Source organism: Chryseobacterium sp. L12 (assembly GCF_056133985.1).
Genome location: NZ_JBVYOF010000001.1, coordinates 519,996 through 531,962 on the forward strand (window position 1 = coordinate 519,996; position 11,967 = coordinate 531,962).

At 36.5% G+C, this 11,967-nt stretch carries 9 protein-coding genes; 4 read left to right on the top strand and 5 right to left on the bottom strand.

Annotated features, from left to right (window positions below; all coding sequences use genetic code 11):
* The 4 genes from AC0NBN_RS02560 to AC0NBN_RS02575 all read right to left on the bottom strand — a co-directional run bounded on the left by AC0NBN_RS02560 (position 1) and on the right by AC0NBN_RS02575 (position 3,333).
* Complete coding sequence (locus tag AC0NBN_RS02560) at positions 1-1,476, bottom strand: DUF3945 domain-containing protein (RefSeq protein WP_160814108.1); 1,476 nt, start codon at positions 1,474-1,476, stop codon at positions 1-3.
* A gap of 85 nt (positions 1,477-1,561) precedes the next feature.
* Positions 1,562-1,870: a helix-turn-helix domain-containing protein gene (locus AC0NBN_RS02565; RefSeq protein WP_002996071.1), complete on the bottom strand. Its 309-nt coding sequence runs from the start codon at positions 1,868-1,870 to the stop codon at positions 1,562-1,564.
* 11 nt (positions 1,871-1,881) lie between these two features.
* The gene (locus AC0NBN_RS02570; protein WP_160814109.1) at positions 1,882-2,235 is read right to left on the bottom strand and encodes a helix-turn-helix domain-containing protein; all 354 of its coding nucleotides are present in this window, start codon (positions 2,233-2,235) and stop codon (positions 1,882-1,884) included.
* Between the two features lie 246 nt (positions 2,236-2,481).
* Complete coding sequence (locus tag AC0NBN_RS02575) at positions 2,482-3,333, bottom strand: RteC domain-containing protein (RefSeq protein ID WP_160814110.1); 852 nt, start codon at positions 3,331-3,333, stop codon at positions 2,482-2,484.
* A 524-nt stretch (positions 3,334-3,857) separates the two neighbouring features.
* On the opposite strand from AC0NBN_RS02575, the gene rpsA reads away from it, so the two are divergent.
* The 3 genes from rpsA (at position 3,858) to AC0NBN_RS02590 (ending at position 9,637) form a co-directional block, all read left to right on the top strand.
* Entirely contained in the window at positions 3,858-5,645 is a 1,788-nt protein-coding gene (gene rpsA / locus AC0NBN_RS02580) for a 30S ribosomal protein S1 (RefSeq protein WP_143883834.1), read from the top strand.
* Positions 5,646-5,799: 154 nt separating this feature from the next.
* Positions 5,800-8,412 (top strand): T9SS-dependent M36 family metallopeptidase, encoded by a 2,613-nt coding sequence (locus tag AC0NBN_RS02585; protein WP_160814111.1) that lies wholly within the window; start codon positions 5,800-5,802, stop codon positions 8,410-8,412.
* Positions 8,413-8,653: 241 nt separating this feature from the next.
* A complete protein-coding gene (locus tag AC0NBN_RS02590) occupies positions 8,654-9,637 on the top strand; it encodes an EamA family transporter (protein ID WP_160814112.1) in 984 nt (327 codons plus the stop codon).
* 35 nt (positions 9,638-9,672) lie between these two features.
* On the opposite strand, the gene AC0NBN_RS02595 is transcribed toward AC0NBN_RS02590, so the two are convergent.
* Positions 9,673-10,572 (bottom strand): magnesium transporter CorA family protein, encoded by a 900-nt coding sequence (locus AC0NBN_RS02595; protein ID WP_160814113.1) that lies wholly within the window; start codon positions 10,570-10,572, stop codon positions 9,673-9,675.
* Positions 10,573-10,646: 74 nt separating this feature from the next.
* On the opposite strand from AC0NBN_RS02595, the gene AC0NBN_RS02600 reads away from it, so the two are divergent.
* Entirely contained in the window at positions 10,647-11,669 is a 1,023-nt protein-coding gene (locus AC0NBN_RS02600) for a beta-ketoacyl-ACP synthase III (protein ID WP_160814114.1), read from the top strand.
* Positions 11,670-11,967 lie beyond the last annotated feature (298 nt).

Genomic DNA, 11,967 nt, shown 5'->3' on the forward strand with positions numbered 1-11,967 from the left:
TTACACTTTTCTGCCCTTGGATTTTGCAGGAGCTTTGGGTTTGTTCTGTTGCTCCTGCTGTTTTTCATTTTTCGGTCTTTGCTGTCCCGATTTCAAAGGCTCATTCACATTCTTAGTCGCTTCATTAGTTTTACCCTCCGAATTAACCGCAGTCTGCGTTTTGTGGCTTTCGGCAGTTTCTACCCGTGCTTTATACTGACCGGGAAACTCAAAATTGGTCTTTCCGGTATCTTTGTCAAAAGTGATATAACCCTTGTATGGCTGGTCTTTTTTATCTTTCAGCTCAACATAGATAGTTTGCCCGGCTTTGAACTTGTTGTACTGCTCATCATCCAGTTCTTTACCTCTGAAAGTTCTCGGAGCTTCCTGCGGTTGGCTTTGCTCATTACCTTGCTGATTGTTTTGTTGGGTGCTTTGGGCTTGCTGATTGTTGTTGCTTCTGTCAAACAGAAATTCAACATATCTTTTGTCCGCATTGAACTGAACATTCGCACTAAACTCATCGCCTTTTTTAGAAATCATCCCTTCTAAATAAAGCGGCTTGCCATCCATTAAGGTTTGCTTTTGCTCATCGTTCAGTTTCACGCCCTTAATCTCATCAGGAATTTTGATAAACTCGGTCTTTAGCGCAATCAGCTCATTGGTCAGCCTGTCCACGCTGATAATGGACGGCATCAGTTCGCCTGTTTTGGAATTTACCAAATTTACCACACGCCCCATATTGCCTGTTTCGAGCAGGTTTTTCTTGTCCTCATCGGTAAATTTGTGTCCGAAAAACTCAAAGTTCAGGTTAGGCTCTTTCCTGATGCCGTGTATTGCTGCCACAACGGTTCCGTCCGGTGCGGTCTGTAAAGATAAACGGGCATCCGTGCGTACAATAGCACCGCCGAGATTTACGCTTACAGGTACAAGGTCATTGGTTTTGTAACCCCTTAGCAACGGGTCTAAAAGGTTCAGTTTTTCAAGGCGTTCTTTGCCTATTCCCAGATTGTTCATTGTTTCCCAATCAATCTGTTCCGGCTTGAAGCGGTATTCGCTGTTGTCCGTGGTTGTCTGTGTTGTTGCCATATCATTTTTATTTTCTTGTTTCTGTTCACTTTGTTCATTTTTGGGTTCGGCTTTTACTTCGTTCTTTTTCATTTCCTTTTCGCCTTCAGGTGTGGGATTATCTACCTGCTTTTGCATTTCCTTAGCCTTTTCTATGGCTTCATCAGCAGATACTTTGAAGAATGAAAAATTGGTTGGATTTTTTAACTGTCTCCAAAAATTGGAGAAGAAATTGGAGAACAAATCGCCGTGCTTGTCCACCCGCATAAACTGGCTTTGGTTTTCCTTTGTAGGGTAGGAAGTTTTTAAGTTGCCGTTTTCATCTATGCCAGTTACCGCCTGTATTTTGTTCTTTTGCTTATCCAATACCAGCAATATATCCGATAGCTGTTCGGGGGTTACTTGTTTGTTTTCTGTTTCTTCGCTCATAATCTGAATATTTTAAAGTTCAAATGCCGAATGTATAGGTAGCGTTCGCTCCCTTGCCCGATGTGGCAGTCAAAGGCAGTGTTTGTCATCCATTGGCGTTCAGTTTAGGCAGAGGCGGATTAAAACTTTCCCTGATGAACTGATGCACGTCTGATAGTTTGTAATACAGTTTCCCGCTTATCGTGTAATAGGGCAGCTTGCCGATGGAGCGATAACGTTGCAGGGAACGGTTGCTGATTTTCAGCATTTGCAGTAAATCCTGATTGTCGAGCAATTCCTCTCCATCAATGCTGTTACGTTTCTTTTGTAAGCTGTCTATATTGTCGCCCAGCATATCGAGGCGTTCCATTAGGCGTTCCATCCACGCCAAAAATTCCATTCTGTCAATGTTCATAACCGCACGTTTTAAGATTTACCTGATTTCAGCTTTCTTCCTTTCTCGATATAGCTTTTGCCTTTTGCCATAAGCTCCTGTACATATTCATCACTGCTTTGTATGGCATTGGCATTGAGCATATCCTTGATTGCTCCAATTGTATAGAAGTATTGCCCGTAGAGTTTTGAATAAGCTATTTCGCCTTTGGTGCGCATACGCCACAAAGTCTTTTCGCTGATGTGCAGGTATTGGCATACCTCGTGGTTATTCAGCCACAGGTCATCATAGCTTGTATCATTTAATCTTTTGAGATAATCGGCAATCGCATTGATACGGCTGTTGATCTGTTGCCACGCTTCTTCTTCGATAGTGATTATTTTCATTGCATTGCTATTAATGTTCACAATGCAAAATTGCTAAGTGTGGCAGTGTTTGTCTGCCAATGCTTGCCAATTGGTTTGGCGGTTTTTTGAAAATTTTTGTAATTGAGTGAAACCCTTGTCTAATAAGGTTTTGAGGTTTTTAGCTTTACTTATTACATCATTTTGCTTCCATTTGCCAATGGGCGGATATGGGCAAAAAAAAGCAGTACACGGAAATGTACTGCTTTGAAAAATGTCTTTTGATAGTCAAAGGTCTTTATCCATATATTCTTCCAACGAAATTTTAAGCTGATCTAAAAATGTCGTTCTTGAACCTGCACGGGTTTTCATCCTATGAAAAGCGTGGTGTATATCGTTTACAGGAGTTCGGAACAGGATTTGGAAAATCAAAGCCAGTTTTCGGATGCCTATATTTCCGTTTGAAACAGAACTGGAGGCATACAGGGCGTATATCAGCTCAATAAGTGCGTTTTGTGAATTTGTCCACGAAATGTCCTTACTGATTTCATCATTCAGATTTAATAGAACCAGGTCAGGGTTTTCTTCGGGATTTATTTTGTTTAGTAAATAAGTATAGAGTAGTTCATTGGCAATAATATGGGCTATTTTGTTATCGTAATAAGTGGAAAAACTAAGGTCTATTTCAAAAACCCCGCTATTCAAACCATCGTGGTAGTTAATTTTCCCGAGCATAAAATAGCTGTGGTCACGGTCAGTTCTTCCTGCACGGTAATACCTGTAAAAATAGGTATTACAAATACTCTCCTTATATTCTGATTTGAGAGATTTTAATTCATTCTCGACAAAGCTCTGATGTATTTCGCCTATATTGACAGGGCAGGTCGTTTCTATGCGGAAAACTTTGTTATAGTAAATGAGCTTCCCTAAGATTTGTGGTTTGATGTTCTTGAAAAAGTCAATTTCCTGTTCCTCATTTTTAAATCCGTCTTTTAATACTTTGGCTTTTACATTTTGCATCATTTCATTTAGGAATAAGGTCATTTGGTATGCCTCTTCCGCTGTGGGCATTAATTCGGAAGCGAGTTTGTCTTCCTGATGCCTAATCTGCGATAATATTTTACTCAACAGGATTTCCATAGCACAATCGTTTTATAATTATCACTATCTTTCTTGGAATACATCTATTATTGATAATCCAAAATTTGGAAAATATAATGAGTTAAATATCACAGGTTCCCCACAGTGGGGGGATTTTTTTTGATATTTTTTGTATGGGAGGGAACAAAAAAAGGGTAACGCAGCAATGCACTTTACCCATTATTTTTTTATATTTGCAGTATTGATTTACAGGGTAATCAGATGAAAGCGAGTGCAATAAGCACCATTACTAAATCGTTACCGATTGGATTTTCCACTCTTGTAAACTACTCTTTATTAGCCACTTTGGGCTGTATTAATCTTTTTCTTAAAAAATAATTTCTAATAACTTAAAGAAAAAGCAAATGATCTGTATTGCATATCTGAAATAAAATTGTAATTTTGCACAACTTTTTGTGGGAGGGTTTGTAAAAAGTAAATTATTAATAATTAATGACTTCCGTATTTTTTAACGCCACAGTTATTCAAACCATTAAAAAAGAAGGAATACAAATTTTTAGAAAATGTCAAAAGAGACAAATTCAGCAGAGGTTTTATTAAACCAAAACGTAGCACCGGAACAATTTGATTGGGATTCTTTCGAATCTGGTCTTGATGCAGACGCAAGAAAAGAAAAAAGCGATCTTGAAGAAATCTACAACGGATCTTTAAACAACTTAGACGATAATGACGTATTGGTTGGGAAAGTTGTAAGATTGACTGACAAAGAAGCTATCGTAGACATCAACTTCAAATCTGAAGGTGTTATTTCTCTTAACGAATTCCGTTACAACCAAGGTTTGAGCGTAGGTGATGAGGTTGAAGTAATGGTTGACAGAAGAGAAGACAAAACTGGTCAGTTACAGTTATCTCACAGAAAAGCAAGAACATTGAAAGCTTGGGATAAAGTAAATGAACTTCACGAAACAGGTGAAATCGTAAACGGTTTTGTAAAATCTAGAACTAAAGGTGGTATGATCGTAGACGTACACGGAATCGAAGCATTCTTACCAGGTTCTCAGATCGACGTTAAGCCAATTAAAGATTACGATCAGTTTGTAGGAAAAACTATGGAGTTCAAAGTTGTGAAAATCAACCCTGAGTTCAAAAACGTAGTAGTATCTCACAAAGCATTGATCGAAGCAGATATCGAAGGTCAGAAAAAAGAAATCATCGCTCAGTTAGAAAAAGGACAGGTTCTTGAAGGTACTGTTAAGAATATTACTTCTTACGGTGTATTCATCGACCTTGGAGGTGTTGACGGATTGATTCACATTACAGATCTTTCTTGGTCTAGAGTGAACCACCCATCTGAAATCCTTGAGGACGGACAAACTGTAAAAGTGGTTATCCTTGACTTTGATGATGAGAAAACAAGAATCCAATTGGGTATGAAGCAATTAGAAGCTCATCCTTGGGATGCTCTTTCTGCTGACATGAAAGTTGGAGATAAAGTAAAAGGAAAAGTAGTAGTTCTTGCTGACTATGGTGCATTCGTAGAAATCGCTCCAGGTGTAGAAGGATTGATCCACGTTTCTGAAATGTCTTGGTCTACTCACTTGAGAAGTGCAGGAGATTTCGTAAAAGTTGGTGATGAAGTAGAAGCAGAAGTATTGACTTTAGATAGAGAAGACAGAAAGATCTCTTTAGGTATGAAACAATTATCTAAAGATCCATGGGAAAATATAGAAGCTAAGTATCCTGTAGGTTCTCAACACGTTGGAACTGTAAGAAACTTTACAAACTTCGGAGTTTTCGTAGAATTGGAAGAAGGTATTGATGGATTAATCTATATCTCTGATCTTTCTTGGACTAAGAAAATCAAGCATCCATCTGAATTCTGTGCAGTAGGTGATAAACTAGATGTTGTAGTTCTTGAGCTTGACATCCAGGCTAGAAGATTATCTTTAGGTCACAAGCAATTAACTGAAAACCCTTGGGATAAATTTGAAACTAAATATGCTGAAGGAACTGTACACGCTGGTAAAGCGGTAGAAGTACACGATAAAGGTGCTTCTGTACAATTTGAAGATGCTGAAGTAGAAGCTTTCTGCCCATCTAGATTATTAGAGAAAGAAGACGGATCTAAAATCAAGAAAGGTGAAGAGGCTGATTTCAAAGTAATTGAGTTCAACAAAGAATTCAAGAGAGTAGTAGTTTCCCATACAGGAATCTTCAGAGACGAAGAGAAAAAGAATGCAAAAGAAGCTTCTAACAGAAATGTATCTTCTTCTTCTAACAATGAAGAAAGATCAACTCTTGGAGATATTGATGCTTTAGCAGAATTGAAAAAGAAAATGGAAGGGAAATAATCCTGAACATTTTTTATATAGAACCACTCGAAAGAGTGGTTTTTTGTTTTATAAGTGTTTATCAACAATCCATAAAATAATTGCAGTCGTATATTAAAATTCAGCAATGAAATTAAGAAATAGTTAGTAAATTTATCAATCAAAACGATTAATCATGGATAGCAATACTGTTTTTTTTACTAAATCTAAAAAAAGAATTCTTTTGGCTGCATTTTTTGCTGTTCTTCCGATAAGTCTTTTTGCACAGGAGAATGAAAGATTGATAAAAGATTATATCCTGAAAAATAAAATCAGCGAATTTAAAAAAGCCGATCTGACGAATTTTAAAATAGATAATAAAGATTTTTCACAGTCTTTGAATGGAGAGATTATCAAAATACAGCAGACCTTTAAAGGGATTCCTGTTTACAATTCTTTAGCGACTGCTTTTATTAAAGACAGAAAGATTACTTATTTTAATGACAGTTTTGTAAAAAGTTTCACATCGTCTTCTGATGATGTAACGGTTTCTCCAAAGAATGCGTTAGAAAAAATTGCAGCTTCTTTTAGCAGAAATGAAATATCAGATTATATTATACTAAATGATTCAGATAAAGAGCCTGATCACAAAAACTTCGCAAAACAAAATTTTGTATATACTCTTTCAGGGTCTGATTTAAAATTATGTCATCAGTTTTTGTTCCATGATCCGGAAAATTCAAAATACTGGAATGTTTTAGTTGATGCATCTTCGGGAGAAATTATTTCAAAAGAAAACCTTACCTTAGAATGTCATTTTCATAAAGATGCGTATTCTCATGATTCCACGCATCAGAATAATATCATAAAAAATTCTCTAAAAAAATACCCATCAACATTTTTGGCTGATAATGCAAATTATAATATTTTTCGTTTACCGGTAGAAGCACCTACGTTTGGCAGCAGAACGCTGGTTTCAAATCCGTGGATCTTATCTTCATCTCCCCAAGGTTGGCATTCTACAGGAGCCGAAAAATATACGATTACCAGAGGTAATAACGTCTATGCATATGAAGACAGAAATGATAAAGATCAGCCGGGATATTCTCCGGATGGCGGATCTTCCTTAAATTTTAATTTTCCTTTTTCAATCAACGGGACTCCGGATTTCAATCAAAATGCAGCAATTACCAATTTGTTTTATACCGCAAACAGGGTACACGATATTTTCTATCAGTTTGGTTTTACAGAATCTGCAAGAAATTTTCAGCAGAATAATTTTGGAAAAGGCGGTATCGGAAATGATTATCTTCTGGCTGAATCTCAGGATGGAGGCGGATTAAATAATGCCAATTTTACTACTCCTTCTGATGGAAAAAAACCTGTAATGCAGATGTATCTTTGGTCAAGAGTCAACAGGTATTTTTATTATAACGCTCCTGTTTCTGCAATTCCGCGTGTTCCGCAGGCAAGCGCAGCTCAATTTGGACCGCAGCTGAATGGTATAGGTGTGACGGGAGATGTGATGCTGGCAAATGTGATTGATGGCTGTACTCCGTTAACTGCAAATTCTTTAACAGGAAAAATAGGTCTTATAGAAAGAGGAGGCGGAACCAACTGTACTTTTGCCCTGAAAGTGAAAAATGCTCAGGATGCAGGTGCAATTGCAACGATTATTTACAATAATCCGGGAGCTATTAATTTTCCTGCATCAATGGGCGGAACAGATGCTTCAATTACCATACCTTCAGTTTTGATTAATAATGCTGAAGGAGAATATATTAAAACACAGTTGAGTAATTCATTAACGGTAAATGTTACTCTCAAAAGTGATCCGGCAACTGCAGTAACTCCTGACGGAAGTTTTGATAACGGAATCATCACCCACGAATATGGTCACGGAATTACCAACAGATTGACGGGGAACGGATTTAGCTGCCTTTCCAAAGTTCAGAGTAAAGAACAAATGGGAGAGGGATGGTCAGATTTTTTTGCTTTAATGTTGACCAATACTCCAAATGCTGATGCTTCTGTTCCACGAAGTATAGGATCTTATGCGAGTGGTCAGTCTGCATCAGGTTTAGGATTCAGACCTGCAAAATATTCTCCGGATTTTTCTGTAAATGATTATACTTATGCAGATACTAACGGAATGGAGTTTGAGGAAGACGGTGAAATTGTTCCGGATGTGCACAGAATAGGATTTGTATGGGGATCAATGCTTTGGGATCTTCATTGGCAGTATGCTGCAAAATATGGATATTCTTCTGATGTTACCGCCAACAAAAACAGCGGAAGTGCAAGAGTTCTGCAACTGGTGACAGATGCTTTGAAATTACAAACCTGCAATCCTACATTTATTGACGGAAGAAATGCAGTGCTGAATGCCGAAATGCTTACCACTGGTGGCGAAAATCGTTGCATGATATGGAAAACTTTTGCTAAAAGAGGTTTAGGTTTAAATGCTTCCGCTGGAAGTAAAACAAATATTAACGATCAGGTAGAAGATTTTTATGTTCCGGCAGACTGTAGAGAAGGAAATGCAAATGCTGCAATAGATAGAAGTTTGATTAAAATTTATCCGAATCCTGCTAAAGATGAGTTCTTTATTTATCTGAAAGATAATACAATTGGAAAATTATTTGTTCAGATGTATGATATGTCAGGAAAATTAGTGCTTTCTGAAGATAGGTTTTCACCGGATGCAAGAATTCCTGTTTCTACAAAAGATCTGCAAAATGGAGTATATGTTGTAAGTGTTCAGGGAATAGGAGTAGATTTCAGAACAAAAATTATTATCAAAAAATAACTTCCATTTAAATATTTTATCAGGATAAAAGATGATTCGTTGAATATCAGTTATACTTTACTACTTTTTTGCAGACAATCAGAAATGATTTAAGTAAATTAAATAATAGCCTGAATGATTTCAAACAATCAATGTTTATATGGTAAATAAGTATTGAAACGGTACAAACTATCAGATTCATTGATAAAAAGGCACCCCTGTCAATGTAAAATATTGTATATTTGCCGGCTTTTTAAAAAATATGAAGAAGAATATTGTTAAAGGAATTTTATTTGTGGCATTGGGTGCAAGCGTTTACGGAATGTTGGCAACTTTCGTAAAAATGTCTTATAAAGAAGGATATACAACAGCGGAAGTCACAACATCACAATTTGTTTTGGGAATTATAGGACTTTTGATTCTCAATTTTGTTCAGACAATCACTTCAAAAAATAAACTTTCTTCGCCGTCATCGGGAGAAATGAGACGCTTGCTGATTGCAGGAACTTCTTTAGGCTGCACAAGTCTTTTTTATTATATTTCGGTACAGTATATTGCTGTTTCGGTTGCTATTGTCCTATTGATGCAGTCGGTTTGGTTTAGTGTTGTAGCAGAAAGCTTTTTGACAAGAAAATTACCAGGTTTAAGAAAAATTTTTGCCACAGGAATTGTATTGAGCGGAACAGTATTAGCAACCAACCTCATTAATTTAGATATAAATCTGGATTGGAAAGGAATCTTTTGGGGATTGTTGGCTGCAGCCTCATTCACCGTGACAATGTTTACTTCCAATACTATTGCAACTCACTTGCCTGTTTTACGCAAAAGTATGATCATGTTGAGCGGTGGCTCTGTAATAATCTTTCTTTTTCTGTTTTTTGCGCAGATTGGTCCGTTATATTCAGAGAGCCTAAAATCATTTTATCTGAATTTTACAGATAATACACAGCATATCAGACCCTTCGATATATCTATTTTTTGGACCTATGGTTTTATTTTAGCATTATTCGGAACCATTATTCCGCCAGTGTTATTTAATTTGGGTTTTCCAAATACGGGTTTAGGTTTAGGAAGTATTATTTCTTCTTTAGAACTTCCTGTTTCTGTGACGATGGCATTTTTTCTTTTAAACGAAAAAGTGGCTCTGATTCAGTGGATCGGGATCATATTGATTTTAATGGCAATTATTTTAATGAACTTACCTTCACGGAAAAAAGTTACTACTGTCGAATTAGATTTAAAATAAAAAAATAAAACCGTTTCTCTGAGACGGTTTTTTATTTACCATTGTTTCCGTCTTGCGTAGATAAATGTAATGATGACTATGGTAACCATTATGCCTATAGTTATAAAATAACCGTATTTTGTATGCAGTTCCGGCATATTGTCAAAATTCATTCCGTAAAGACCGGCAATAAAAGTGATAGGTAAAAAATAAACAGAGTATATTGCCAGAACTTTCATCACCTGATTGGCTTTTTGGTCAGATAGGGCGAGAAACATAGAAATCAGGTTGGTAATCTGTGCATTGAGATGATCAAAGTCAGCAATTACATCTTTGTGTTTGTCTTTCAGATCAACAAACTCAGCATCCTGGATATTAAGAAACTTAAATTTATCAATTGCATCGGTTGATATAGTCATTACTCGTGCGTTTAGACCAGATTTCCTTTTCAGACGGTAAAGTCTTCGTATTTCATTGGTATGATTAGTATTTTTCAGAAAAATTTCATTCTCAATATTATCCATGGTTTCAAATAAATTCAGAGATTCATCATCAAAACTTTTCATAATGAGTAAAGCAATCATTAAGGCAATTTTATCAGACGAACAGTCTTCCTGCTCTATAGAAAGCCGCTTTTTGGTTTCCGAAATACTTTTGGTTTTCATCCGGTGAACCGTTATAATTGTTTTTTCAAGAATGAAAATGCCGATTTTGGTACTGATGTCACTTATTGTATTAAGATTTTTACGTTCCAGTTCAGTACTTTCCCGAAGAAGAAAAAACTTTACGTTGCCATCTTCCTCATATTTTGGAAGGTGATTGGGATCCAGCGTGTCTTCCAGAAGAAGATTGTTAATCTGATATCTTTCATGAAGAAACTGTATGTCTTCGGAAGTTGGAGCTTCTACGTCTATCCATTCGCAGTTCGAATCTCTGTAAAATGTATTAATCGGCATAAAGTAAAAATACTGATATTTTAAAATAGTATGTATTCAATAAGTTTTATATTTGCCAAAATTAAACAAACTATATGATTAAAAGTACAATAAAAGGAATAGGTTTTCATGTCCCTGATCATGTTGTTACCAATGATGATTTAGCAAAATTAATGACCACCAATGATGAATGGATTACAGAACGTACAGGAATAAAAGAAAGAAGACACCGTATTAATAGAAATGATTCTCAGGAAACGTCGGCATATTTAGGATTTAAAGCCTCTGAAAAAGCTCTGCAAAATGCTGGTCTCACGGCAAAAGATATAGATTATATTGTTTTTGCTACGCTTTCACCAGATTATTATTTTCCGGGATGCGGAGTTTTGCTTCAGGATATGCTGGGCTGCGATACGATAGGAGCTTTAGATGTTAGAAACCAATGTTCCGGGTTTGTATATGCAATGAGTGTAGCCAATGCTTTTATCAAGTCAGGAACTTACAGAAACATTTTGGTCGTTGGAGCTGAGATCCATTCTTTCGGATTAGATTTTTCTGATGAAGGAAGAGGTGTATCAGTAATTTTTGGAGACGGAGCAGGTGCTGTCGTGCTCTCAGCAACCGAAGATGAAAATGCAGGAGACATTCTGGCAATGAATATGCATTCAGAAGGGAAATATGCAGATGAGCTGTGCACACAGTTTCCAGGATCTAAGTTCGGCTGGAGTGACAGGATGCGTAAAGAACCGGACAATGTTACCAACAAAGAAGTTTATCCTATTATGAATGGTAATTTTGTATTCAAGCATGCTGTAACAAGATTTCCGGAAACTATGCAGGAAGCTTTATCTAAAGCCGGAAAAACTATAGATGATCTGGATATGTTTATTCCACATCAGGCAAATTTAAGAATAGCGCAGTTTGTACAGCAGAAATTCGGGCTTCCTGATGATAAAATTTACAACAATATCCAAAGGTATGGAAATACAACTGCAGCTTCTATCCCTATTGCTTTAAGCGAAGCAATCGAAAAAGGAAAAATCAAAAGAGGAGATTTGGTTTTACTTTCCGCCTTTGGAAGTGGTTTCACTTGGGGAAGTATTTTGTTTAAATACTAATTCGTTTTAATAAGAAACAATTAGCCTCTGAAATATTTCGGAGGCTTTTCTTTTATCTCTCTTGCGTTTTAGGTTGTATCTTTTTGGGTGCTGCTTTTTAGGGTATTTGAGAAAATGATGCTGTTTCACTTGGGTCTATTTGGTGAGATGTCAGGAGTTAGGGGTTAGGAATTAGGAGTTAGTTAGAGTTATAAATAAGAAGGTAAGAGGTAGGAATTTCAATAACTGAGCTTGTTTGGATAAGTAATCATTAGGTGCCTTAAGTGTAAAGTAAATCAAATTGACATTTTCAATATAG

Coding starts and splice junctions, on each gene's coding strand:
- AC0NBN_RS02560 (WP_160814108.1), bottom strand. CDS start 1,476: ATGAGCGAAGAAACAGAAAACAAACAAGTAACCCCCGAACAGCTATCG.
- AC0NBN_RS02565 (WP_002996071.1), bottom strand. CDS start 1,870: ATGAACATTGACAGAATGGAATTTTTGGCGTGGATGGAACGCCTAATG.
- AC0NBN_RS02570 (WP_160814109.1), bottom strand. CDS start 2,235: ATGAAAATAATCACTATCGAAGAAGAAGCGTGGCAACAGATCAACAGC.
- AC0NBN_RS02575 (WP_160814110.1), bottom strand. CDS start 3,333: ATGGAAATCCTGTTGAGTAAAATATTATCGCAGATTAGGCATCAGGAA.
- rpsA (WP_143883834.1), top strand. CDS start 3,858: ATGTCAAAAGAGACAAATTCAGCAGAGGTTTTATTAAACCAAAACGTA.
- AC0NBN_RS02585 (WP_160814111.1), top strand. CDS start 5,800: ATGGATAGCAATACTGTTTTTTTTACTAAATCTAAAAAAAGAATTCTT.
- AC0NBN_RS02590 (WP_160814112.1), top strand. CDS start 8,654: ATGAAGAAGAATATTGTTAAAGGAATTTTATTTGTGGCATTGGGTGCA.
- AC0NBN_RS02595 (WP_160814113.1), bottom strand. CDS start 10,572: ATGCCGATTAATACATTTTACAGAGATTCGAACTGCGAATGGATAGAC.
- AC0NBN_RS02600 (WP_160814114.1), top strand. CDS start 10,647: ATGATTAAAAGTACAATAAAAGGAATAGGTTTTCATGTCCCTGATCAT.